This window comes from Paenarthrobacter sp. TYUT067, from assembly GCF_023656375.1.
Taxonomy (GTDB): domain Bacteria; phylum Actinomycetota; class Actinomycetes; order Actinomycetales; family Micrococcaceae; genus Arthrobacter.
The window spans coordinates 1-23,950 of record NZ_JAMOIT010000024.1 but is presented as its reverse complement, the minus strand read 5'-3'; the positions used below and the strand labels follow the sequence as shown (position 1 = coordinate 23,950).

The 23,950-nt window shown below is 62.9% G+C and carries 23 protein-coding genes; 15 read left to right on the top strand and 8 right to left on the bottom strand.

The annotated features are described in order from the left end of the window. Complete coding sequence (locus MOD31_RS18980) at positions 1 to 849, bottom strand: hypothetical protein (RefSeq protein WP_223941120.1); 849 nt, start codon at positions 847 to 849, stop codon at positions 1 to 3. Between the two features lie 187 nt (positions 850 to 1,036). Between MOD31_RS18980 and MOD31_RS18975 the strand changes: the two genes are divergently transcribed. Beyond that, the gene (locus MOD31_RS18975) at positions 1,037 to 1,441 is read left to right on the top strand and encodes a YchJ family protein (RefSeq protein WP_223941119.1); all 405 of its coding nucleotides are present in this window, start codon (positions 1,037 to 1,039) and stop codon (positions 1,439 to 1,441) included. A 120-nt stretch (positions 1,442 to 1,561) separates the two neighbouring features. Here MOD31_RS18975 and MOD31_RS18970 read toward each other — a convergent pair whose 3' ends face one another. Together MOD31_RS18970 and MOD31_RS18965 are read right to left on the bottom strand one after the other, a co-directional pair. After that, positions 1,562 to 3,526 (bottom strand): acyl-CoA dehydrogenase family protein, encoded by a 1,965-nt coding sequence (locus MOD31_RS18970; protein ID WP_223941118.1) that lies wholly within the window; start codon positions 3,524 to 3,526, stop codon positions 1,562 to 1,564. Positions 3,527 to 3,588: 62 nt separating this feature from the next. Further along, on the bottom strand, positions 3,589 to 3,891 hold the full coding sequence (locus MOD31_RS18965; RefSeq protein WP_142937662.1) for a hypothetical protein: 303 nt from the start codon (positions 3,889 to 3,891) through the stop codon (positions 3,589 to 3,591). A 292-nt stretch (positions 3,892 to 4,183) separates the two neighbouring features. On the opposite strand from MOD31_RS18965, the gene MOD31_RS18960 reads away from it, so the two are divergent. Genes MOD31_RS18960 through MOD31_RS18950 form a run of 3 tightly spaced genes read left to right on the top strand, consistent with a single transcriptional unit; the run spans position 4,184 to position 10,030 of the window. Beyond that, positions 4,184 to 5,641 carry a DUF3375 family protein gene (locus tag MOD31_RS18960; RefSeq protein ID WP_223941117.1) on the top strand — a complete coding sequence of 486 codons (1,458 nt, stop codon included), beginning with the start codon at positions 4,184 to 4,186 and terminating at the stop codon, positions 5,639 to 5,641. After that, on the top strand, positions 5,634 to 6,569 hold the full coding sequence (locus tag MOD31_RS18955) for a DUF4194 domain-containing protein (protein WP_223941116.1): 936 nt from the start codon (positions 5,634 to 5,636) through the stop codon (positions 6,567 to 6,569). Before MOD31_RS18960 ends, MOD31_RS18955 begins: the two co-directional genes overlap by 8 nt. After that, positions 6,566 to 10,030: an ATP-binding protein gene (locus MOD31_RS18950; RefSeq protein ID WP_250821394.1), complete on the top strand. Its 3,465-nt coding sequence runs from the start codon at positions 6,566 to 6,568 to the stop codon at positions 10,028 to 10,030. Before MOD31_RS18955 ends, MOD31_RS18950 begins: the two co-directional genes overlap by 4 nt. Before the next feature lie 102 nt (positions 10,031 to 10,132). Here the strand turns inward: MOD31_RS18950 and MOD31_RS18945 are convergent, their stop codons facing one another. Continuing rightward, the gene (locus tag MOD31_RS18945) at positions 10,133 to 10,627 is read right to left on the bottom strand and encodes an FBP domain-containing protein (RefSeq protein WP_250821393.1); all 495 of its coding nucleotides are present in this window, start codon (positions 10,625 to 10,627) and stop codon (positions 10,133 to 10,135) included. Positions 10,628 to 11,120: 493 nt separating this feature from the next. Between MOD31_RS18945 and MOD31_RS18940 the strand changes: the two genes are divergently transcribed. From MOD31_RS18940 to MOD31_RS18915, 6 genes are all read left to right on the top strand, one after another. After that, positions 11,121 to 12,191, top strand: coding sequence for an iron-siderophore ABC transporter substrate-binding protein (locus MOD31_RS18940; protein ID WP_250821392.1), 1,071 nt, complete (start codon positions 11,121 to 11,123; stop codon positions 12,189 to 12,191). A 5-nt stretch (positions 12,192 to 12,196) separates the two neighbouring features. Then, positions 12,197 to 13,327 carry an iron ABC transporter permease gene (locus tag MOD31_RS18935; protein ID WP_250821391.1) on the top strand — a complete coding sequence of 377 codons (1,131 nt, stop codon included), beginning with the start codon at positions 12,197 to 12,199 and terminating at the stop codon, positions 13,325 to 13,327. A gap of 95 nt (positions 13,328 to 13,422) precedes the next feature. After that, positions 13,423 to 14,406, top strand: coding sequence for an iron chelate uptake ABC transporter family permease subunit (locus MOD31_RS18930; RefSeq protein WP_250821418.1), 984 nt, complete (start codon positions 13,423 to 13,425; stop codon positions 14,404 to 14,406). A 1-nt stretch (position 14,407) separates the two neighbouring features. After that, complete coding sequence (locus MOD31_RS18925) at positions 14,408 to 15,232, top strand: ABC transporter ATP-binding protein (protein WP_142937669.1); 825 nt, start codon at positions 14,408 to 14,410, stop codon at positions 15,230 to 15,232. After that, on the top strand, positions 15,229 to 16,284 hold the full coding sequence (locus tag MOD31_RS18920; RefSeq protein ID WP_250821390.1) for a siderophore-interacting protein: 1,056 nt from the start codon (positions 15,229 to 15,231) through the stop codon (positions 16,282 to 16,284). Before MOD31_RS18925 ends, MOD31_RS18920 begins: the two co-directional genes overlap by 4 nt. Positions 16,285 to 16,555: 271 nt before the next feature. Continuing rightward, positions 16,556 to 17,422: an SGNH/GDSL hydrolase family protein gene (locus MOD31_RS18915; RefSeq protein WP_142937671.1), complete on the top strand. Its 867-nt coding sequence runs from the start codon at positions 16,556 to 16,558 to the stop codon at positions 17,420 to 17,422. A 50-nt stretch (positions 17,423 to 17,472) separates the two neighbouring features. Here MOD31_RS18915 and MOD31_RS18910 read toward each other — a convergent pair whose 3' ends face one another. Beyond that, positions 17,473 to 17,760, bottom strand: a complete 288-nt coding sequence (locus tag MOD31_RS18910) for a YciI family protein (protein WP_250821389.1) — start codon at positions 17,758 to 17,760, stop codon at positions 17,473 to 17,475. Between the two features lie 67 nt (positions 17,761 to 17,827). On the opposite strand from MOD31_RS18910, the gene MOD31_RS18905 reads away from it, so the two are divergent. After that, a complete protein-coding gene (locus MOD31_RS18905; protein WP_017198795.1) occupies positions 17,828 to 18,307 on the top strand; it encodes a MarR family winged helix-turn-helix transcriptional regulator in 480 nt (159 codons plus the stop codon). Between the two features lie 53 nt (positions 18,308 to 18,360). Further along, the gene (locus MOD31_RS18900; RefSeq protein WP_142937672.1) at positions 18,361 to 19,125 is read left to right on the top strand and encodes an SGNH/GDSL hydrolase family protein; all 765 of its coding nucleotides are present in this window, start codon (positions 18,361 to 18,363) and stop codon (positions 19,123 to 19,125) included. Between the two features lie 12 nt (positions 19,126 to 19,137). Here MOD31_RS18900 and MOD31_RS18895 read toward each other — a convergent pair whose 3' ends face one another. The 3 genes from MOD31_RS18895 to MOD31_RS18885 are packed head-to-tail and all read right to left on the bottom strand — an operon-like array spanning position 19,138 to position 21,906. Beyond that, positions 19,138 to 19,926 (bottom strand): FAD:protein FMN transferase, encoded by a 789-nt coding sequence (locus tag MOD31_RS18895; RefSeq protein ID WP_250821388.1) that lies wholly within the window; start codon positions 19,924 to 19,926, stop codon positions 19,138 to 19,140. Continuing rightward, on the bottom strand, positions 19,910 to 20,449 hold the full coding sequence (locus tag MOD31_RS18890) for an FMN-binding protein (protein ID WP_250821387.1): 540 nt from the start codon (positions 20,447 to 20,449) through the stop codon (positions 19,910 to 19,912). Before MOD31_RS18890 ends, MOD31_RS18895 begins: the two co-directional genes overlap by 17 nt. After that, the gene (locus MOD31_RS18885) at positions 20,446 to 21,906 is read right to left on the bottom strand and encodes a ferric reductase-like transmembrane domain-containing protein (RefSeq protein ID WP_250821386.1); all 1,461 of its coding nucleotides are present in this window, start codon (positions 21,904 to 21,906) and stop codon (positions 20,446 to 20,448) included. The genes MOD31_RS18890 and MOD31_RS18885 overlap by 4 nt, the downstream gene beginning before the upstream one ends. Before the next feature lie 395 nt (positions 21,907 to 22,301). On the opposite strand from MOD31_RS18885, the gene rpmB reads away from it, so the two are divergent. Genes rpmB through rpsN form a run of 3 tightly spaced genes read left to right on the top strand, consistent with a single transcriptional unit; the run spans position 22,302 to position 23,015 of the window. After that, a complete protein-coding gene (gene rpmB, locus MOD31_RS18880; RefSeq protein ID WP_011776361.1) occupies positions 22,302 to 22,538 on the top strand; it encodes a 50S ribosomal protein L28 in 237 nt (78 codons plus the stop codon). After that, positions 22,538 to 22,705, top strand: coding sequence for a 50S ribosomal protein L33 (gene rpmG, locus MOD31_RS18875; RefSeq protein WP_003798558.1), 168 nt, complete (start codon positions 22,538 to 22,540; stop codon positions 22,703 to 22,705). The genes rpmB and rpmG overlap by 1 nt, the downstream gene beginning before the upstream one ends. A gap of 4 nt (positions 22,706 to 22,709) precedes the next feature. Then, positions 22,710 to 23,015, top strand: coding sequence for a 30S ribosomal protein S14 (gene rpsN, locus MOD31_RS18870; RefSeq protein ID WP_011776360.1), 306 nt, complete (start codon positions 22,710 to 22,712; stop codon positions 23,013 to 23,015). The last annotated feature ends 935 nt before the right edge of the window (positions 23,016 to 23,950 follow it).

Sequence of the window (23,950 nt, the reverse complement as noted above, 5' to 3'; positions counted from 1 at the left end):
CTAGGAGTTGCGGCTGGCGCCGCTGAGCGAACCTTTTCGGATCGGGCTCGGAGACTTTCCATTCTTGGAAGTGTCCGGGCCCGGCTTCTTTGCCCCATTGCCTGAGGCCGGGCTCTTGGTGTCGCGGCTCTGTGCGGGACCCTGCTCCGGCTTCTTGGGTGGAAAGTCGGGACGCTTGGGAGGCGGGGTTTTGCCGTTGGACGACGGCGTCGGCTCGTCAAGGTCGCGGACGGTGACCTTGATGGCCGGTGGCTGTTGCGCTTTGGCGCGTGCGGCGGCCCGCTCGTCTGCTTCTGCCACTGCGTCTGCCCAGTCCTTCGCGAGGACAGGTGGTTCCTTGGCGGCTGCGACGACAATCGGGTGGTGGGCGGTCTGGTGTTCCACCACTGATTTAACCTCAGCCGGTTTGGGCAGGTTGCGGGGGTCTACTTTTGCCTTCCACGCGCCTTCCTTGAGCGCAGAAGACGCACCCGAGAGGCGTCGTCGGGCACCGCCCAGGAGGTCTCGCTTGGGCGCTGCAGGTGGGGCCCCGGCTCCGGGCGCGGAAGCAGCTCCAACCCCGGCCGACGCGAAAGCGGGCTCCGGCGCAGCGGGAGGCACCAAATGGTGGTGTGCCTCAGCGGGATCAGGTACGCGTTCAGGGTGCTGGGGGAGGTGAACTATGGGAGTGTTGGCCTTCTTGGGAAAGATCCCCACCATGGCCAAAAGGATGATGGACAGTAGCCGTCCGATTCCGGCGATCACCAGGGTGATGATGACGATCAACATCAGACCCAGGAACATCAGGACCGCCAGTCCGAGTGTCCCCAAATACGTCAGGTTGATGGCGAGTGTTGTCGGATCCTCCACGTTAGCCTCCCCTGGCCGTCGTTTTGTGATGCGCCCAATGCCCACCCAGCTTGCATATATAGCCTAAGGTCCAGCACCGACGGAATCACGCCCCGCCCCACCCTCTGGCGGGGTTGTTTCGAAGCTGTTATAAGGCGTGGGAAAATATGTTGCCCAGCTCTCATTTTTGGTCTCAGATTGGCGCTCCATGACCCCTGATTCAACCCGTCTCCGCAACGGTGCCTGCCCGTGCCTCTCCGGCGAACAATACGAGGAATGTTGTGGGCGCTTTCATCGCAGCGCGGCGGATGCGCCAACGGCTGAGCAACTCATGCGGTCCCGCTATTCGGCGTTCGTCATCCTGGATCCCGGCTACCTCCTGCGCACCTGGCACTTGTCCACCCGCCCCGCGTCGATGGACCTTGATCCGGACATGGAATGGCGCAGGCTGGACATTGTCTCGGCCACGGGCGGTGGCCCCCTGGACACGACGGGAACAGTGGAGTTCGCTGCGCACTACAGGCTCGACGGCGAACGCGGGGTCCAGCGCGAGCTAAGCCGCTTCGTCCGGGAGGACAAGCGTTGGTTCTATGTGGATGGGGACGTGCGCTAGTCGCGTTCCTTCCCAGTTGCCTCGATATTGCCGTGCGCCGATCACGGTGGTTCCGCGGCCTGGCCCGCCAAAGTCACGGTGTCCCCCGCACTAACTGGGAAGGAACGCGGCGGGAACGCCCTACCGGTAGTTCCGGTGCAGGTTCTCCTTGGTTGAAGCGCCAGGGGAGGCATCGCCGATCCAGGGCCCGGTGCCTTCGGACTGATCCAGGACGCCGGCCTCCAACCAGGCGTAGTCACCGGCCAGGACCTTCCGCGAAAGGTCGTGATCGCCGTCGTCAGTATTCCTCCACAGCTGATCGAAGTATTCGTCCACGCGGACGCGCGCCTGCTCGCAGTACGCCTCGGCCAGCTCAAAAGCGGTAGCGCCCTGTTCAGGATGGGTCCGGAGCAGCATCTCCGCCCGCGAACAGCACGCAGCCATGGCGAACAGCTCAGCGCCGATGTCCACGATCCTGCCCAGGAACGCCTGCTTGTGCTCAAGCTTCGCCTGCCAACGCCCCATGCCGTAGAACGTCTGGCGGGCCAGCCGCCGCGAGGACCTCTCCACAAAGCGCAGCTGCTTGCCAAGGCGTCCAAATTCCGCATAGGACCGCGGATCCATTCCGGCGCCAGCCACCAGTTTCGGGAGCCACTTAGCGTAAAAGCCGGAAGCCCCGACGGCGGCCCTCGCCTTATCCTGCAGGCTCGCGTCCGCTGAGGCGAGGTCTCCCGCGGCGGCAAGGTGGGCATCCACGGCTTCCCGGGCGATGAGGAGTTTCATGATCTCGCTGGAGCCCTCGAAGATCCGGTTGATGCGGAGGTCCCGGAGGAGTTGCTCGGCTGGGACTGCCCGTTCGCCGCGGGCTTCCAGGGAGTCGGCCGTTTCGAAGCCGCGTCCACCGCGGATCTGAACGAGTTCGTCGGCAATCCGGCAGCTCAGTTCCGTGGACCACAGCTTGGCCAGCGCGGCCTCGATGCGAACGTCCTTCTGGCCCGCGTCGGCCATCTCAGCGGAAAGCTCGAACACAGCCTCCAGCGCGAAGGTGGTGGCGGCGATGAACGCGATCTTCTTGCCCACGGCTTCGTGTTTGCCCACCGGACGGCCCCACTGCGTCCTCGCGTTGGACCATTCGCGGGAGATCTTCAGGCTCCACTTTCCGGCGGCCACGCACAGACCCGGGATGGAGAGCCGCCCCGTGTTGAGGGTGGTGAGGGCGATTTTGAGTCCTTGGCCTTCACGCCCCAGCCGGTTGGCTGCAGGGACGCGGACTTGGTGGAAGCGGGTCACACCATTCTCTATTCCGCGCAGGCCCATGAACGTGTTGCGGTTTTCCACGGTGATGCCGGGGGAGTCCATTTCCACCACAAAGGCGGAGATCCCGCCCTTGTGTTCCGTCCCGTCAGCGTCGGTATGGGCTGGAACCCTTGCCATGACCACCACCAGTTCGGCGATCACGCCGTTGGTGGTCCACAGTTTCACGCCGTCCAAAAGGTAAGAGTCGCCGTCGTCGGACAGTACGGCAGTGGCGCCCATGCGCGCGGGGTCGCTGCCGACGTCGGGCTCTGTGAGGAGGAACGCGGTAATGGCGCCGGCGGCGCAACGCGGCAGGTATTCCTGCTTCTGCTCGGGCGTGCCGAACTCCTTCACCGGTTCCGGAACTCCGATGGATTGGTGGGCTGAAATCAGTGCGCCCAGGCTCGGATGGACCGATCCCAGCAGGGCAAGGGCGCGGCCGTAGTAGACCAAGGACAGGCCCAGGCCGCCATATTCGCGCGGGACTTTCATGCCGAAAACGCCTAAGTCCGCGAGCCCTTTCAGGTATTCGTCGGGAATTTTTGCGTCCCGCTCGATTGTGCGGCCGGACATTGTTTTGGCGAAGGGCACCAAGCGGGCCATGAATTCTTCGCCCCGCTGGACGTCTTCTGTTTTTGCTTGCGGCCAGGGGTGTATCAGGCTCAGGTCGAAGCTGCCCAGGTACAGGCCCTTGGCGAAGCTGGGACGGTTCCATTCTGTTTCGCGCGCGGCTTCGGCGACGGCGCGGGCTTCTTCTGCGGTGGCGTTGACGCTTGCGGCGGCGAGACTGTTGTCAGTGGCGGACGTCATGGGATAACTCCTCTAGCCGGTGGTGCCGGATGGAGCCAGGGTCCGCCGTGGGTGCGAACCCTTCAGCTGTCCCTCAATGCTACCCGCGAGTAGCTACCTGTGCTAGGGGAAACCTGCGGCTGGAATTCGGCCGGAATTTCCACTTGTCCGGCGTGGTGAACCACCCGGTCCCACGCAAAGTTAATGCCATGGACCAGACCACCCAGAACGGCCTTAATGGCGTACCAGGCGATGCCCATTGCTCCGATAAGAATGATTGTTGCCAGTGCTGCGGCGGCAATGAAGGCCACCAGAATTGCAGCGAAAACCAGTGTTCCAATGAATACGTACGTGGCGGTATCAAGCGCAGAGAAGTCGAAATTCATGGTTCCCCCCGGGGCGACGGTGCGTGGGTTGACGCGGCGTGGCTGCGTCGATGCTCTGACACTAGGGGCGTCCATGGTTTCCGGCCAGTGCGGAAACGCCTCGCGGCGGCGTTGATATGGGATCGAAACCATACCAGGCGGTAGGTTACGGAATGGTTGCGACGGCGGTGCTTCCGGCAAGGCTCGACGGCGCCGCTTCCGGCGGTCGGTCGCCCCGGCGACGCTCTGCGTTAACCTTGTACGGGGCAGTTTTCGCTGCCAGCCAGGTTTCGCAGCAGCTGAAGGAGAGTAGTTGTCCCGTTCAGCCATGTCCTCCGCCGACGCCATCGGCGCCCGGCTCCGTGATCTCGAGCAGCTGACCAAAGGGCCTGCCTGGGCCCTGACGCGGTCGGCTCCGTGGGTGATCGCCGTGCTGCAGGCATCCTTTACCCGCACCCGGCCGCAGCTTCCGCTCGAAGAGTTCCATGCCGACGTCGATGCTTTCCTTGAGCAGCTCCGCCGCCAAGACCCGGCGTTGGGCGGCCAACAGAACGGCAAGCTTTTCGGCGACGAGTGGACTAGGAAACAATTCCTGACCCGGCGTAGCCAATCAGGTCAGATCGTTTACGAAGTCACCGAACCGGCCGCCCGTGTGCTGGCTTTCCTGGACAGCCTCTCCAGCGAGCGTTCCACGCTGAACGGTTCTCGGCTCGGCACATTGTTGGGCGACGTTGAGAAGCTCGCCAACGAGACCAACCCGGACCAGAGCGCGCGCTTGGAAGCCCTCGAAGAGGAAATCCAGGAGCGGCAGCAGTTGGTGGAGGACATCAGCTCCGGTGAGTTCGATGGACTTCTGGATGACGAAGAAGCTGTGGAAGCTGCCGGCAACATCCTGGACCTCGCAGCCAGCCTGCCGGCGGATTACAAGAAAATGCGCGACCGGATCGAAGAACTGGTGGGTGAGCTCCGGAACCAGATTATTGAGGAATCCCTGAGCAAGGGCGCCACCATGGCCCAGGTTTTGGAGGCCGACAAGCGCTTGCGGCAAAGCCCTGAGGGACGAACCTTCCGCTCGTTCACCGCATTCTTGGAGGACCCGCAGCAGCAACTGCGGTTCCGCTCGGCGATCGGTGAGGTGCTGAGCCGTCAATTTGCGGACGACCTATCCCATGAGGACCGCGAAACGCTGAAAAACCTGGTGGCCGAGTTGCGATATCAGCACAGCCAGATCCAGCGAATCTACGGCAAGCTCTCCGAAAGCCTGAACACCTACATTCAGAGCGACGACGTCAGGCAGTCCGTCAGCCTGCGCAAGGTGCTTGCCGAAGCCGAGCAAGCCATCCGGTCCATGCCGTACGAGCGAGACCGTCCCGGTCTGGTCCGCGGGCCCGTGCTGTTTAACGCCGGGTTCGAGTCGTTGGCCATGGTCAAACTTTTCGACCCCGACGAATTTGCAACACCCCCGCGCCTTGCCGACCCCATCGCCTTCAGCGACTCCGACCGCGTACGGTCGGCGCGCACCGGAAAGGCCAAGCCTGCTGTCGTCCGGGCAGCCATGGCCGGTGCCGCCACCCTGGGCGACGCCTGGGAAAACCTGCCCGCCGAAGAACGCCACATCAACACCGTGCGCACCCTGCTGTCCATGGCGCTTCAGACGGGCGCAGCCTTTGACAGGGCCACCTGGGAACACATCGACTTCGAACAAATCGACGGCAGCATCCGCACGGCGTACCTGCCTGTCGTCAAGCTGAATGAGGATTCTGATGACTGAAGAAATCACGACGACGGACGTCACCGCAGCGGACAGCGTCACCGAAGCGGTGGCTGAAGTCGGTGTCGAGCCCGAGCAGGTTGTCGAGCCTGAGCTGGATGCGGAGGCTGAGCCGGTTCCGGAAATCAGCCACTCGGACCCCTTCCGGATCACTCCGCGGGACACTTTTGTGGATGGCGCTGCTCTCTTCCCCGGCGATACCGGAGTGTTGCCGATGAAGGTTCGGCATGCGCTGGTGAAACTGCTCAAGGGCCCGTACATTGACGGTGGCCGCGACGAGAAACTGTGGACCACGCTGCTGGACAACCAACTGATCCTCCGCAGCCGCCTCTCCGAGCTGTTCCTCACCCTGCAGCTCGATCACGACCGCAAAATCGCAGTCCTCCGACCCGTTGACCCGGAAGTGATCGGCGCCAGCTCCCGCTCCAGCATCCTGCGCCAGCAGCGTGCCCTGAGCCGCGTGGAAACCATTGTGTTGCTGCGACTGCGACTCCTGCTGGACCGCCATGTCACAGCCCAAACGGACCCCACCATCACCCGCGAAGAGATCTCAGACCTCGTGGCCAACTACACGCCGTCTGGCCAACAGGACGCCCTCCGCGACTCCGACGTGGTCACCCGGACCATCACCAAACTCCTGGCCCGCCAACTCATCCTCCCCACCCCGCTGGACGACACCTACACCATCAGCAACGCCCTCCCACTGGCCCTGCCCTTCGAAAACATCGGCGACATCCCAGCCCAAATCGAGGCCCTGATAGCAGTAGCAGCCGACGAATCAGGCACGGAGCCCCTCCTGGATCTCGATCCCGATTCCAACCCAACCAGCCCTTCAGATGACGAGTTGGACGACGGGGATGGTGACGGGCCTGCGATGGTGCGTACCGCCGCGGACAGTGACCCGTCAACAGAAGAGGCAGCCAAGTGACCATCGCAAGCATGCTCCCTCTCGGCGAGCTCACGAACCCAGGCCAGATGCGCCTCGCGTTGGTACAGGTGGTTAACTGGGGCACCTTCCATGGCGCCCACACCATGCACGTGGACCGCAAGGGCACCCTCCTGACGGGTAATTCGGGCGTCGGCAAGTCGACTCTTTTTGATGCGATGCTCCGTGTTTTCGATGCCCGCCCGCGCTCGAACGAGGCCGCCGCCCAGCGTTCCGGTGGCGCTGTAGAGGATAAGAGGACCACATTCACTTACATGCGCGGCAAGGTTGGTGATAAGGCGGTCGGCGACAGCTCGGCGAGTGCCTTCCAGCGCCCTGGTGCCACGTGGTCCGCCGTCGCGCTGACGTTTGATAACGCAGCCGGCACGAAGGTGACGGTGTCGGCGCTGTTCGACCTTCCGAAAAACGGCACGGAGTCCAGTGTCGGGCGCTTCTATGTCATTGACAGCAAACCGCTGGACCTCGAGGCAATCGAGGGCATTGCGCAGAAGCGGTTCACCAAGGGCGCGTTGGAGTCGATTTTCCCGGATGGGCAGGTCTTCGATGTGCACAAGGCCTTCGCCGAGCGCTTCCGCAGGCTTCTGGGCATCAACTCTGACCAGGCCCTTCCGCTGCTTCGCGTGATCCAGGCCGGCAAGGGCTTGGGCGGCAGCGTGAATACGTTCTTCCGCGATCAGGTGCTTGATGCTCCTGCAACGTTGGCTGCAGCCGATGATGTGGTGGAGGAATTCAGCAACCTGATGTCCATTCGGCAACGGTTGGAGGACGTCCGGCAGCAGCGGGACCAGTTGGCTCCGGTACCGGGGTTGAACAAGGAGTACGCGCAGGCATTGCTGGACGCGAACCGTCTCCGTGAGTTGGCTGGCGAAGAGTTCGAGGCTTACAAGCAGCAGCTTGCAGTCACGGTCCATGCCAAGACGTTGGCCCGGTTCAAGGAGTTGGCTCAGTCCAAGGCTCAGGAACTGGCTGCCGAGCGCACGGTGCGGGATGATTTGGCCAAGGAACTCCGCGACCTTGAGCTGGACTACAACAACCGCGGCGGCAACGCCATTTCGGCGATTGAGCAGTCGTTGGAGAACGCCAAGGTTGGCCTGAAGCTGCGTCAGCAAGTTGAGGATTCGGCGAAGAAGGCTTTGGCCGATGCCGGGCTGAACCTTGAATGGTCCGCCGAAGGGTGGGATCAGGCGCATGAGCAGGCAGCCGCCCGCTCGGCCGAGTTGAAGGACGATTCGGAGGCACTCAAAGAGCTTCGCTTCGAGGCTTTTGACGGCCACGCCACTAAGAAGCGTGAGCTTGCCGCAGCTCAGCAGGAGCTGATTTCCTTGCGCTCGCGCAAGTCCCTGCTGCCGCCGTCGAGCATTGAAAACCGGGCAGCCATCGCAGCGGCAACCGGGGTCCCGGAAGAGCGGATGCCGTTTGGTGGCGAGCTGATCGATCTCGCCGAGGGGCAGGATCAATGGCGCCCGGCCGCCGAGCGCGCGCTTCGTAACCTGGCCACCACATTGCTGGTACCGGGTGAGCATTTCGCGGCGGTGACCCGATATTTGAATGACAACACCGTCCGCGGTGCCCTCCGTGCTGTTGATGTGTCCAAGCCGCTCGCCGGTGGCGCGCTGGCTGTTGAGGAAGTGTCCGACGGCGACCTCTTGACTAAGTTGAGCATTCTCACCTCGGGTGCCAATGCTGACGCGGGAGAGTGGATCCGGGAGCGGATCGCCCTGGACTTCGCCTACCCGTGTGTCGAGGACCCGGACGAGCTTGCCTCGATGGACAAGGGCCTGAGCCTGGGCGGCGTGATCAAACGCAACCGGCACACCGTGGAGAAGGACGACCGTTTTACGAGTCGCCAGGATTACGTCCTCGGTTTCGACAACGCTTCCAAGCTCGAACTTGTGGCAGCGCGTGTGGGCGAGCTGGAAAACGAGCTTGTGAAGGCCGCGGAACTTGCCCAAAGCCGCGAAGATTCGCATCAGGGTATGGCGCGGCAGCTCGAAGCCCTGCGTCGCGTCGCTGAAGACGAACGGCCATGGGAACAGGTTTCCGCAGCCGTGGCCGCGGACGAGCTGGCCAGGATCGAACAGCGGCTGACAGATGCGTTGGCCGCGCAAGCGGACCTGGAACCGCTGCGGGCCAGCATCGAAACCGTCAGGGAAAAGCACCAGTCCTCCACAGGTACCGCTGCCGTTCTGCAGAGCGAATACAAGGCGCTGGATCACAAGATGACCACGGCGGACGGCCTGCTCGATGCCGCGAGGCTTAAGCTGGAGCAAGCACCGCCGTCGGCCTCTACTGTCACCGCTTTGGAGCCGTACTTCCAGGGCGTCACCGACCTCTCTGAACTGTACGAACTCGACAACCTGGCCAACAGCGTCCGCAACAAGCTGCTGGACGAACTGCACGCCGCGGAATCGCGCGGGCAAGCGACCGCCGAGCGGTTGACCCGCATGTTCGAAGCGTTCGTGCGGGACTGGGGAAGTGCCATCAGCGCCGATCATGGCACGTCGATCGGCGCCGCCGGGGACTTCGAATCCCGGTACCACGCGATCGTCAGTGATGGCTTGCCCGCCCAGGAGGCCGAGTTCCGGCTGTTCTTCAACCAGCGCACGCATGAGTCGTTCAGCACGCTCCTGCACTTGCTGGATGAGGAACGCCGCAGCATCACCAGCCGCATCCTGCCCCTCAACGGCATCCTGTCCCAGGTGAACTTCCATGAGGGCAGCTTCCTGGAACTGGACATCAAGCAGACGCTCCCGGCCACAGCCAAACAGTTCAAGGATGCGATCCAGAACGCCCTGAAGGCGAAGCACACCAGGCCCTCGCGCGGAGCTGCCGCTGGTCCGGCCGAAACGGACGACGACGCCGAGCTCACCGCGCGCTATAAGTCGTTGGAGACCCTGGTCAAGCGGCTCGGATCGCAGACGCCGGAGGATCGGCGTTGGCGGGCTGAGGTGTTGGACGTCCGCGGGCACCTGTTTATTCAGTGCAAGGAGCACAGGGAAGTTGCTTCCAAAGCCGCCGCGGGCAAGGCCGGCAAGAAGAAGACCGAAGTCTTCATGCATGCCGATACCGGTTCCATGTCCGGCGGTGAGCGCCAGCGATTCACGGCGTTCATCATGGCTGCTGCGCTGAGCTACCAGTTGGGCATCGCCGAACAGGGCTTCACCACCTACGGCACCGTGATGATGGACGAAGCGTTCGTGCTGGCTTCCGAGGAATTCGCAGGCGCGGGCATCAAGGCGCTCCACGAGTTCGGTTTCCAGCTGTTGCTGGCTGCGCCGGAAAACGTCATTGATCTCTCCAGGCACCTTGGGTCCGTCACCGAGATCCTCCGCGACAAGCGAACCAACCGCTCGGGAGTGCTCACGGCTCCGGTTATCGCCGGGCCCGGCGAGCCGGGAGCGTGGCGTTCCGAGGCGAACCCGGTGGATATCGTCCTGCGGTGACGTCACCTCTCCCCGGCTGGCCCAAGTAGGTAGCAGTTAAGGCCGATTTGATGCCGCCTCAAAACGGCACCTGCTGCTACCTACTTGGGGAATTATTCGCGGCTACTTCGCGCGGACGCGGTCAAGGAACTGTTCGGTTCTGGACTCCAGTCCCGCGATTTGTCGAACGATGACGGCGGCAGGGTCCGGGTTGATCTCATTGACGGGCGGTTCCTTGCGCACGTTGGCGCTACAACCGAACTCAGCGCAGATCAGTGTCCCCACTGTGTTCCCGTCCTTACCGGATTGTCCGGCTTTTTTGGCCACCCACAGATAAACGTCGTCCTTCGAAAATACGTCCCGGCACAGTTCGCAGAGGACTACACGCCTTTTTCCGGATCCGCCTTCAGGAGCGCGGAGCATGATCCCGGTGAGCTTGCCCCGGTGCGGAAGCACAAGGTATCCGCGCTGGGGCATTTTCTCGTCGCGCCAACCCAGGAACTCCAGGTTGTCCCAGTCGAGGGTTTCGAAGTTCCGGGGGAGATTCAGCTTGGCAGCCTCTGAGCGGCTGGCATTGATGAACGACGAACGGATTTGTTGGGCAGTGATTTTCTGCATGGCAAAGCTTCTTCTTTCGGAAATGGTCGACGTCCGCGTGCCTTAGTGGGCGCGCGGGAAATGGCAGGGGTCGTCGGTCATCTGAGAAAGCGGGCGCAGCAAAAAGACCCGGAAAACGGGTGCCCGGCTAAGAGCCTAGGAAGATACCGACGTGCGAGGGAGTGCCAAGCAGGCCAAAGCGGCCACCTCGCCAACCGTGGCTGCAGCCACTGAAACAGTGCGCACGCTCATCCCCTCGATCGATTCCATAAGAAGCGGTAGTCCGCTGCCGCCAATACTTTCAAACCTTCCGGCAGGTGTCCACTGCGAGAGGGTCTGGCTGAAGGGCACGGGATGTGAGAGAGGGTCTGGCTGAAGGGTGCGGGATGTGAGAGAGGGCGTGATCTGCGACGCATTTAACCAGTTGAGCGGATTACGTGACGCAAACGTTTCGTAATTATCCAGAGGCTAGGCTAGCCTTACTTAGGTTCGCATCACTTACTTAAGGAGTCCCGTGGCTTCCCTTCTCCCACGCCGCGCCCTGCTCAAGACAGCAGGAACCGCGACGGCCGCTCTGGCCGCCGTCGCTCTTACCCTCACCGGCTGCTCCACTGGTCCGGTAACGTCCACTCCGGCAACTGAGCAGGCAGCATCCTCAGCTTTCCCCGTGACCATCAAAAACGTCTTCGGCGAGACCACCATCAAGGAACAGCCCAAGCGCGTAGTCACCGTTTCGTGGGTCAATGATGACGTCGCGATCGCCCTGGGTGTTGTCCCGGTTGGTGTTCCGAAGAACGAGTGGGGCAATAACGACAAGGGCTCCACCCCTTGGAAGGACGCAGCACTGGAGAAGCTCGGCGCCGGCTTTGGCACCGACAAGGCCCCGGTCCAGTTCTCCGAGGCAGATGGCATCAACTTCACCGAGATCGCCAAGCTCAACCCGGACGTCATCCTGGCCGCCTACTCCGGCCTGGAAGAAGCTGACTACAAGAAGCTCAGCGAAATCGCTCCCGTGGTGGCCCAGCCCGAGCTCGCCTACGGCACGCCTTGGCAGGAAAGCACCACCCTGATCGGCAAGGCACTGGGCAAGGAAGCCGAAGCCAAGAAGCTGGTAGAAGACACCGAATCCACCGTCAAGGAGAAGGTCGCCAAGTTCCCGCAGATTAAGGACAAGACCTTCATCTACGGCAACCTCGAGCCTGCCAAGGGTGACGGCGCCAACGTATACACCGCCATCGACAACCGCCCCCGCTTCCTCTCCGAAATCGGCATGAGGCTCGCCCCCGTGGTCACTGAGAACACCAAGAGCAACACGGAATTCTTCATCCCGTGGTCTGCTGAAAAGGCCAACGAGCTCGAATCCGACGTTTTCGTCACCTGGGTGCCGGACGCGACCACTGCCGACGCCATCAAGGCTGACCCGCTGCTCGGCCAGATCCCTGCCATCAAGAAGGGTGCCCTGGTTGCTGATTCGGACCAGACCTTGACGCTCTCCATCTCCGCTTCATCGCCGCTGAGCCTGCCGTGGGCATTGGACACGTTCCTCCCGCAGCTGGGTAAAGCAGCAGACGCAGCAGGCAAGTAACTGCAATGAAACTGAGTACGACGACGACACTCCGGGGGCGGGGCGGTGGCACTTTGGTGTCGGCCGGCCCGGGAGGCATCACCCCCGATCCCGCGGAAACCGGCAGGGGAGCCGGCGCCCGTGGGACAGCGGACAAGCGCACTGCACTCACGCGCAGCGCTTGGCTGCTGGTGGCCGTCGTCGTACTCGCAGCAGTATCCGCCGCATCCTTGGCGGTCGGCGCACGCGGAGTTCCCCTCTCCACGGTGTGGGAAGCCCTCACTAACTTCAATGCGGCGGACGGCAACCACGCCGTGGTCATCGCCCGGATCCCCCGCACGGTCCTGGGTCTCCTGGCCGGTGCCGCGCTGGGCCTGGCAGGCGCGGCCATGCAGGGCGTGGCCCGCAACCCGTTGGCAGATCCAGGCATCCTGGGCCTCAACGCCGGAGCGGCGCTGGCGGTGGTCATCGGGATTTACGTCTTTGGCGTTGGCTCCCTGACCGGATACATCTGGTTCGCCTTCATTGGGGCCGCAGCGGCCGCCGTCGTGGTGTACGCCATTGCTTCCCGCGGACGGGACGGTGCCACCCCGGTCAAACTCGCGCTTGCCGGCGCTGCCCTCAGCGCCGGTCTTTTCTCCCTGCTGAATGTGATCCTGGTATCGAGCCAGGACACGTTTGACCGTTTCCGCTTCTGGCAAGTGGGCAGCATCGGCGGCCGCGACTGGTCCGTGCTTCTGCCCGCACTCCCGTTCCTGGCAACCGGCGCCGTGATCATCCTGGCCGGCGGCCGCGTCCTTAACAGCTTGGCGCTGGGCGACGACATTGCCCGCGGGCTGGGCCAGAACGTCGGCCTCTCCCGTGGGATCACCGGCTTGGGGATCGTCCTGCTGTGTGGCTCGGCCACCGCGTTGGCGGGTCCCATCGGCTTCCTTGGCTTGGTCATTCCGCACGCTGTCCGTTTCCTAACCGGCCCCGACTACCGCTGGATTCTGCCGTTCTCCATGGTCTCAGCTCCCATTCTGCTGATTAGCGCGGACATTATTGGCCGCGTGATCCTCCTTCCGGGCGAGGTCCCCGCTGGAATCATGACGGCCTTGGTAGGAGCACCGGTGTTCATCTGGCTCATCCGCCGCGGCAAGGGGGCAGGACTGTGAGCACTACCAAAACGGTCCCCCAGGTGTCGCCTCATTCTGTGCAACTTCGGCGGACACTGAGCCCCACTTTCTGGCTAGGCTTCGCCGTCCTGGCCATGTTTGCCGTGTACGTGCTCCTGGGCAGTTACACCGTGACAATCCCGGATTTCTTCACTATCGTCATCAACCACCTGACCGGCGGCGAGAAAATCCCCGGGGCGAGCTTCATCGTGATGGAGCACAAACTGCCCCGGGCAGTCGTTGGAACCATGATCGGCGTTGCCTTCGGCCTGGCCGGTGCACTGTTCCAAACCATGCTCCGGAACCCCCTGGCGAGCCCGGACATCATTGGCATCAGCTACGGTGCCAGTGCTGCGGCAGTGACGGCGATCGTGATATTTGGTGCCTCGGGTGCCGTGGTTTCCGGGGCCGCGTTGGGCGGTGCCTTGGGTGTTGCCGCCATTATTTACATGATTTCCCGCGGAACAGGTTCCGGTGCAGGCGGAGGTAGCCGCGGCAGCGCTGCCGGCAACCGTCTCATCCTGGCGGGCGTTGGCATCGCCGCTGCCCTGCACGCAGTGGTCAACTTCCTCATGACCCGCGCCGATATCCGCACCGCAGCGGATGCCCTGATCTGGCTCAACGGTTCCCTCAATTCGGCCACGTGGGACCGTGCAGGCGTGCTGTTGGTCTCCCTGCTGGTCCTGATACCAGCCGTTATTGCCCTCGCGGGGCCTTTGCGCATCCTCGAATTGGGGGATGACACCGCCGCGGGCCTTGGCATCAAGGTTAACGCCGCCCGGCTGGGACTGGTGCTAACCGCCGTCGGACTTGCCGCCGTCGCAACTGCCGCCGCCGGTCCGGTCGCCTTCGTCGCTTTCCTCGCCGGACCCATCGCCCGGCGCATCGTCCGCAAACCCAGCCTCCCGGCGTCGGCCCTCACCGGTGCGCTGATCGTGCTCCTGGCCGACTTCTTCGCCTCCAACATTGCACCCGTCATCCTTGACGGGACCGTCCTCCCGGTCGGCGTCGTCACCGGCGCCCTCGGTGCCCCCTTCCTGTTGTGGCTGCTGGTCACGTCGAACCGAAAGGAGGCCTGAGATGGCCGTCCTTAATGCCCAGGACCTTACGCTGCAATACGAGCAGCGCAAAGTGGTGGAGGGCCTGTCCACCGAAATCCCCGAGGGTAAAGTGACCATGATCGTGGGCGCCAACGCCTGCGGAAAGTCCACTTTGCTCCGCGGCCTTTCGCGCCTGCTGAAGCCGGCCGGTGGTGCCGTCACGCTGGACGGCAAGAATATCCACAGCCGCCCCGCCAAGGAACTTGCCCGGACCCTCGGCCTGCTGCCCCAGCACCCCACCGCCCCGGACGGCATTACCGTCCGCGACCTGGTGGGCCGGGGCCGGTACCCGCACCAAGGCTTCTTCCGGAGTTGGAGCGAGTCCGACGACGCCGCGGTGCAGCGTGCGCTGGACGCCACGGACACGCTGGAGCTTGCTGAGCGGGACATCGATGAACTCTCCGGCGGGCAGCGTCAGCGCGTGTGGATCGCCATGGCCCTGGCCCAGGAAACCGACGTTCTGCTGCTGGACGAGCCCACCACCTACCTGGACCTGGCGCACCAGGTTGAGGTCCTGGACCTGATCACCGACCTCAACCGCAGCCGCGGCACCACCGTGGCGATCGTGCTGCACGATCTCAACCTTGCTGCACGCTACGCGGACCACGTCATCGCCATGAAAGGCGGGTGCATCGTGGCCGAAGGCGCCGCCACTGCAGTGGTCACGGAGGAACTTGTGTTCAACGTTTTCGGCTTGGAATCCCGGGTGGTCCCGGACCCCATTTCAGGCACACCGCTGATCGTCCCCATCGGACGCCACCACGCACGTACCGCTTCAACCAACGAACTGGAGATCGCATCATGAGTGCACAACCGACCCAGGCCAAAGCAAGCGCCGCAGTGGAACCCATGACCCTCGCCTTCGATGTCACTGTGACCGCGGTGCAGGAGCTCAGCCCCAACTTCCGCAGGATCACTTTCGGCGGATACTGCCTGCGGGACTTTGGAGTGGCCGGTGACACCCTGGACCTGCGCGTGAAGCTGATGATTCCTTCCATCGACGACGCCGGCCGGATCATCCCCTTGCCCACCTTCACCATGGAGGAGGCCGGCTGGTACCAGGAGTGGCTTGCCATGGACCCGGCCGTCCGCGGCAGCATGCGCACCTACACCGTGCGTTCCGAACGCCTGGATGCCGTGTACCCGGAAATCGACATCGACTTCGTGATGCACTTCGACGACGCCGGCAATGGTGGACCCGCAGCCAACTGGGCCGCTGCCGCGAAGCCCGGCGATGCCCTCACCATCATCGGCCCCAACAACAGGGCAGCGCAGTGCACCACCGCCGGAGCCTACGGCGGCATCGAATGGCGTCCGGGCCTGGCGCAGCGCGTGCTCCTTGCGGGCGACGAAACTGCCGTTCCCGCCATCAGCGCCATTCTGGAGAGCCTGCCTGCGGACATGACCGGCCACGCCTTCCTGGAAGTACCCTCAGCTGCTGATTTCCAGGACATCTCCACCGCTGCAGACATCCAGATCACCTGGCTGGCACGTGGGGCTGCCATTGGCCGCTCCCGCCCGCACGGTGAGCTGCTCAAAGAGGCTGTTGCCAAGGCCGTTCCCGTTCCCGGCTGGGTTGGACTCAAGGGCGCAGGATCCGCGGCGGGTCCGGAGCCCGAGGACGTCAACGTGGATCAGGACATCCTGTGGGAAACCCCGCAACGCATGGACGCAGCAGCCATCGAGGCCACCAAGAACCCCACGCTGCCTGCCGGAGCCTTGCCCTTCTACGCCTGGATCGCCGGCGAAGCATTCGTGATCAAGGAGATGCGCCGCTACCTGGTGCGGGACGTTGGTATCGACCGCAAGCAGGTTGCCTTCATGGGCTACTGGCGACGAGGAAAAGCGGAGGGCTAAGCCCCTGGGTGCGGGCCGGGCCGCCCGCAGCGGCGGTTTTGCCGTCGCTTAGACACGGCCCATAGGTGACGTTGCGGTCGCTGGGCGACCTTCACATCACGATGGGCCGCGATGCGCTCCTACCCAAAACCGCCGCCGCGGCCGTGAACGCCCCACCTTCCGATGCTCTCTCACTTCCCGACGGTTTTTGGGCGTTGCTCTCTCACATCCCGTTCGTTGTGTTCATTTGGGGTTGGCTCTGGTGTAACCGGGGGCGGGTAGCGTCGCTGCCGTGCGGGAGGAACTCGGGGACGGGAACAGCGTTCGACGGCGGTATGTCGCCATCGGGGACTCCTTCACCGAAGGCGTGGGGGACCTCAGCCCGGTGTTGCCCAACGGGGTGCGCGGCTGGGCAGACAGGGTGGCCGAGAAGTTGGCCAAGGACCAGCCCGGCTGGGAGTACGCCAACTTGGCCGTGCGCAGCAAGAGGCTCCGGCACATCATCGATGAACAACTTGAGCCAGCCCTCGCCATGGAACCGACGCTCGTTACGGTCTATGCAGGGGGTAACGACATCCTCGATTTCGGTACAGACATGGATGCTCTCCTCAATGACTACGAGATGCTGGTCGCGCGCCTCAGCGAAAGCGGGGCGACGCTGGTCCTGTTCACTGGCTTCGATGTTAAAGTCTCGGCGGTCCTGGAGCCTTTCAAGAAGCGAAACACCCTGTACAACCAACGGGTCCGGGAAATTGCGGCCAAGTACGGTGCGGTGCTGGTGGATTATTGGTGCTTCGATGCCTTTAAGGACAAACGGATGTGGGCTCCTGACCGCCTGCACATGTCTAAAGCCGGGCACAAGTACTTAGCCGCGCAGGTCCTCAATCACTTGAATGTGCCCCACAAGATCAGGCCAAAGGAATGGGAACCACCGTCGCGGGTGACGCTCCGGGAGTGGGAACGAGCCCAACGCCGCTGGGTCAACGATTGGGTGGTTCCGTTGTTCGGGCGGAAACTGCGGGGCGTGACTTTGGGTGATTCCACACAGGCCCGGTGGCCGGAGCCCGTCAAGGTTCCCCGCAAGGGCGGTCTTAGGAAGCTGGTTGAAAGCAAGGCGCAGGATGTGAGAGAGCGCCCGGCTGGGGAGGGTGAGATGTGAGAGAGCGCCCGGCTGGGGAGGGTGAGATGTGAGAGAGCGTGCGGAAAGCTCTAGCTGTCCAGCAGATTCTCGTAACCCTCGGCCACACTGGTCGCCGTGAATTCAATGATCTCGAACTCCGCCACACCGTTGCTGTAAAACGGGTCCTTGGCCAGCGAAGCATCCAACGTGGCCCGGTCCACTTTGGACAGCAGCACGCCTCCCGTGGCAGGGACGCGACGTCCGGACGCAAGGAAGATGCCGCCGTCGAACGCGTCCTTAAGCCAGGCCATGTGGCCCGGGCGGTGGAAGTCGACAATTTCGTCGGGAACTTTATAGTTCAATGAGACGACAAACATGCCGCCAGCCTATCGCCTGAGCAGGGGCGGCGACCTAGGAATCAGCGAATTCTCATAAGATGGAGGCATGACTCAACCCCGCTGGCTGAATGCCGACGAACGCCGTGCTTGGCTGGCCCTGCTGAGCATCAACACCTTGCTCCCCTCGGCGTTGGACACCCAGCTTCAGTCGGCAGGCAAACTGTCCTTGTTCGACTACAACGTGCTCGCGATGCTCTCCGAGACCGAGGGCCGGTACCTGCCTATGAGTGAGCTCGCTGCGCGGACCAGTGCCTCCCTGTCACGGCTTTCGCACGTCGTCACCAAGCTGCAGAAACGCGGCTGGGTGGAACGGCAGGCGCACCCCGGCGACGCCCGTGTGACCGTTGCCCACCTGACGGACGCCGGTATGTCCACCATCGTGTCCCTCGCCCCGGGGCATGTTGAATCAGTGCGGACGCTGATGCTCGATTCGCTCAGCCCCGACGACGTCGCGGATCTTGCCCGCATCGGTGAGAAAATCGTGGCCCGCTTGGACAACAACCACTGGATCCTCCGTGACTCGTAACCCCCTTTACGGGTGCTTTGTGGCCTCGGGCGCCGAAGTGGCAGACTGACGGCATGGATTTTTCTGCCCGTTATGTTGCCTTGGGGGACTCGTTTACTGAGGGCGTCGGAGACGACGATCCCACCCGCCCCAACGGTGTTCGCGGCTGGGCCGACGTCGTCGCCGGGCAGTTGGCGCACAGCAACGCCGACTTCGGCTACGCCAACCTGGCGATCCGCGGCCGGAAGCTGCGCCAGATCATGGCCGAGCAGGTTGACGCCGCCGTCGCCATGAACCCCACCTTGGTAACGCTGTACGCGGGGGCTAACGACATCCTGCGGCCGAAGATCGATATTGACTCACTTTTGGACGAGTACGACGCCGGCATTGCCAAGTTGAGCGCGTCCGGCGCCACCGTGGTCCTCTTCACGGGCTTTGACGCCAAGGGATCCAAAGTTTTCAGCGCCATGCGCGGGCGGACTGCCATCTACAACGAGCTGGTGCGGGAAATCGCGGACAACCACGGTGCGTTGCTGGTGGACTACTGGCGTTTTGATGAGTACAACGATTGGCGCCTCTGGGGTGAGGACAGGATGCACATGTCCTCGGCCGGACACGTCAACATGGCCAAACGGGTCCTGGATGTCCTGGAACACGAGCATGCGGTGGAGGTGCCGGAACTTGCCCCGATCCGCCTGGCCAACCGCGTGGAAACCCTCAAGGCCAATGCGCGCTGGGTGAAGGAATCGGCTGCACCGTGGGTATCACGGAGGCTCCGTGGAGTTTCCTCCGGTGATGGACTCAGCCCCAAGTACGCGGAACTGATCAAGCCCTTTTAGGCGCGGAAGCTTTTAGGCACGGAAGCCCGGTGTTGCCAGCAACGACCCGTCGCGCTGGACCGCCAGGACATCCACGCCCCACTGCTCCACCGCGTGATCCAACGCCCGGGTGCCGCCAGCAACAATCGCTGTTGCCAGCACGTCCGCTGTGACGATCTCCGTCGCCGCGACCGATACCTGGATGAATTCCGGGCGATCCGAGCCGGCTGTCCAGATATGCTCTCCGCGCTCGGCGGACCCCGAAGTAGCAAGGGCCCGGTTGGCCGCCAGCGGGTAGGCGCCAAGCAGTGACTGACGATCCCCGGGGTCCACGATGCCGGCCAACCAGGGACCCGCTGCCGCCTTGGTTTCCGGTGATCCGCTGACCAGTACGTCCCCGCCGGCATTTATGCACCAGTCCTGAAGCCCCAAGGCCCGGAGGGACACCGCGGCTTCCCGGACTGCGTGCGCTTTGACGATTCCCGAAAGATCGATCCTGCCGTCCGGGCGCTCTGCCGTGAAAGCCCCATCAGTGGCCAATCGCCATTCCGAGGCCTCTGTGTACAGGTCGCGGAGAGACTCGGATGCATAAGCCAGAGCCAGCTCGCCGCTGTTGATTCTGTTTGCTTCGGACCCGGACCGGTAGAGGCTGAACGTCAGGTCGAGGCTGGCAAAGATCCCTTCCAGGACCTCGACGGCGGACTCCAGCTCGTCCACGGCGGTATCAGGTGCGGAGGTGCTCGCCACCGTCAGGCTCACCACGGTGCCCATGCTGTGGAAGGTCCGCGCACGGAGCTGCGGGCGGCTAGAAGTTTGCTGCATCGAGGGCCGCCTGGAGGGAGGTGAGGTAGGCGTCGCTGGTGATGGTTGCGCCGCCTACCGTTTGGACATTGGCCGATTGTGCCTGGAGGACTTCAGACCGCAATACGGGGGCCGCGCGACTGCTGATCTGGGCGGACTTTCGTTCCGCGTCGGTCAGCTGCAGTGGGGTGATCTCGGTGATTTTGCCGGCTTGGATGGTGACCCGGACCTGCACGGAACCGTAGCGGGTCTGGACGGTGGAACCGTCGTACGTTGCCGCCGTCGTACTTCCCGTCCCTGTGCTGCCGGTGCTGCCTGAGTTGCCGGTACTGCCGGTGTCAGAAGAGCCGGTGCTGCCGTTGGACCCGCTGCTGCCTGTCCCGGAACCTTCGCTCGCGGCGGATCCGGCGCCGCCGCCGGTGGTGTTGCTGCTGAGGCTGGTGGTGGCTGTGCCAGTCTCGGCCACGTGCGATCCCGATTGCCACCCCGCCAGCAGGATGCCTGCCGATGCAACGGCTGTTGCCAAAGCTGCCCGTATTCTCACCAGTCGAACCTTTCGTAGTGGAGTTGCTGTGCGGGGACGCCTGCCAGTTCGACGTCCCGGATGACGGACGCAGCCCAGGGGGACGGCCCGCAGACATAAACATCGGCGTCCGCGATGCCCCGAACGTAGGAATGGAGTCCAAAACCTGCCTGGACTGCGTCCTGGGGAAGCCAGGCGTGATCGCCCTGCGAACGTGGGCCCAGAAGGTGGAACAGGGTGACGCCCCGGGCTTTGCAGAGGGCCATGATCTCCTGGCCCAGGAACAACTCCGAGTCTTGGTGGCCACGGAGCAGAACGGTTGCTTCGCCGGGCTGGAACGGTGTTGTTTCGAGCAACGAGCGCAGGGGAGTAATCCCAATGCCGGCACCGATCATCACCACCTTGTTCCGGGTCCTGGCGGCCGTGCTGAACATGCCGTAGGGTCCTTCGATTGCCACTTTGGTGCCGGGCCTGATGTGCGCAAGCTTGGCCGTGCCTTTGCCAAGCGTGCGTACGGTGATGCGGAGTTTGCCGGGCTGATTGCCCCTCCCTGGAATGGGCTCTGCCGACAGGCTGAACGGATGGGGCTGCCACCAGTGCCCGGGGGCCAGGAACCTCCAGAAGAAGAACCGGCCGCCGGCCCCGGACAAGCGCTCCAGATTTCTTCCGGTCATTTCGATGCTGAAGACATCCGCCGAAACACGGACCACCCTGCTCACCGTGAGCTGGTGCTTGAAACTGGCGGCAATGGGTTGGTAGATCCGGAACCAAAGCAGTGCCGCGCCGGTTCCCACACAGAGCAACAACCAGTACCAGCGCTGCCACGTGCCCTCCGCAAACAGGCCGCCCACACTGAATTGGTGCGGGATGGCAGTCCCCACTGCGGCGTAGGTGAGCAGGTGGACTACGTACCAGAATTCGTAGGGGAACTTGCGGCGGACCGCCACCAGGGACGTCACCACCACGGCAAAGAACAGGGCCATGGAGACGAAAGCCAGCCACATATCCGGAACATTCACCCACAACGAGATTGATTCACTGACAGGATCCAGTCCTTCTGCGGCGCCGTACCCGATAGCCAGCAGCACGCCGTGGGCAAGCAGAAGATAGAGCGCCGGCTTGCCCAACCATTTGTGGACTTCCAGGGCGCGGTCATGGCCGATGGTGTTGTCAATGAACGGGATCCGGGCTGCCAGAAGCAGCATCAGCAAAACCACATCCATGCCGATCAGTCCTGCAATGATTCCCAGCGCCGTCATGGTTCCGGCGAACGAGGAGAACCCGCTGATACCGCCATCGGCCAGCCACAGCGCCACCGCCGCCACGGGTGACAACCACGCAAGGAAACCCAGGACGTCGGTCCGGGCCAGCCGCCGTCGTGCCTGTGTGTGGAAACGTTCGACGGCGGCGGGCCGCTTGCGTTTCGCCCCTTCCGGGGCGCTATTCGCCGGTGCGTCGGAGGTGAGTAGCGAGGTCATGAATCAAGACTCGCCACGATTCCTTTCATTCTGCTGTGAAAGGCCTGACGGAGGCTTATGATTCCTGATTGGTCTTAATTTGGCCTGACCCGTAGAATAGTTAGGCGCTAGGTAGTGCGGATCGTGTGCAATTGCTCCGGTTGGTGGTGAAGGTCAGTCTGACTGACATCCCGTTGGCCGGTAGTTAGGGGCTCAAGTTGCGTGCATTCCTGTATTCGCCCGGTATCCCAGGTTCTGATCCAGTGGTTTCCACTGCCCGGACCTGAGGCCAACCTTCTTCGCCGCAGTTGCTGCGGAAACTACCGAAATGGTTTGGAACGGATGCGGACGCTGCCTGTCGCACGGTAACGCAGGAACATCTGCACGCCGTTACATTCAATCTTTGGAGGAGAGTCATGGCAGCACACTGCCAAGTGACCGGAGCCGAGCCGGGCTTTGGACACAGCATTTCGCACTCGCACCGTCGCAACAAGCGTCGGTTCGACCCGAACATTCAGAAGAAGCGCTACTGGGTTCCGTCCCTGCGCCGTAATGTCACGCTGACCCTGTCAGCCCGTGGCATCAAGACCATCGACGTACGCGGCATCGACTCAGTCGTTGCTGACATCCTGGCACGAGGAGTAAAGCTCTAATGGCAAAGGACAAGGACGTACGTCCGATCATCAAGCTGAAGTCCACTGCGGGCACCGGTTACACCTACGTAACCCGCAAGAACCGTCGTAACGATCCTGACCGCCTGGTCTTGAAGAAGTACGACCCCAAGATCCGCCAGCACGTCGAATTCCGAGAGGAGCGCTAAACACATGGCGAAGAAGTCCAAGATTGCTCGCAACGAGCAGCGCAAGGTCATTGTTGAGCGTTACGCTGCCAAGCGTCTCGAACTGAAGAAGACCCTGGTTGACCCCAACGCGACTGACGAAGCACGCGAAGCTGCACGCCTCGGCCTGCAGAAGCTGCCCCGCAACGCCTCCCCGATCCGTCTGCGTAACCGCGACCAGATCGACGGCCGTCCCCGTGGCACGCTCCAGAAGTTCGGTATCTCCCGTGTTCGCTTCCGCGACATGGCTCACCGTGGTGAGCTCCCGGGCATCACCAAGTCTTCCTGGTAATCACGAAGCTCTGAAAGGGTCGGCAACCGTTATGGTTGCCGGCCCTTTTGCGTTTAAGCGTGCCTTCTGGTGCCGGGCCCTCTGTCGTTGGCGCGGGCGTGGCGCGGTGGGTGGTTGGTGGGGAGTCTGGTTGGTGGGGTTGGCGCTGTGTCTGGTTGGGTCGGTTGGTGGGGTTGGCGCGGTGTCTGGTTGGGTCGGTTGGTGGGGTTGGCGCGGTTGGCGCGGTGTCTGGTTGGGTCGGTGGCGGCGGTCATCCTCTGTGCGCTCGGTCGTTCCTCCCTTGGACGCGTGCTGCCGGATGACCGCCTCCACCTTCCGACGCTCTCTCACGTCCCGCGGGTTTTTGTGGATCGCTCTCTCACTTATTTGCCGTTTTTGGGCGTCGCTCTCTCACTTCCCGCGGGTTTGGGGGCGTCGCTCTCTGGTTTTGCGGGTTGGGTGGGTGTTCGACGGCGGGTGGTTGTGGTGTGTTCGGGGTCTTGCCTTTGGCGGGATGGCTGGGTTGTGTGATGGGCTTCACTAAGGTTGTTTTTCTCGGGTTTATGTTGGTTTGGGGCCTTGATGAGCGAGTTCGGCCCGTGTTTTCGGGGTTTTGGGTTCGATATGGGGGCGATTTGTACCGAGGCCCGTGGGCGTGTAATGTCTTCTGAGTCGCCGCGAGTGAGACAGCTTGGAGCTGAGAACCGCGGAGGCCAACCCCTTTGATAACAGCCTGAAAATTGGCATGCTTTTGAGTGTGCACGTGGCGGGTGGGGCCGAGGCCTGGATCGGGAATCGCGGAAACGTTGATTTGCAAAGATCTGGCTGATCGGGTAAGTTTGAAAAGTTGCTCCGGAGCGATCCAGTTGAGGCTGGTGGTACTGCTCTGGGATAGTGACCTGTTGTTTGAGAACTCAATAGTGTGCCAAGTTTGTTGATACCGATTGTTTTTTTGA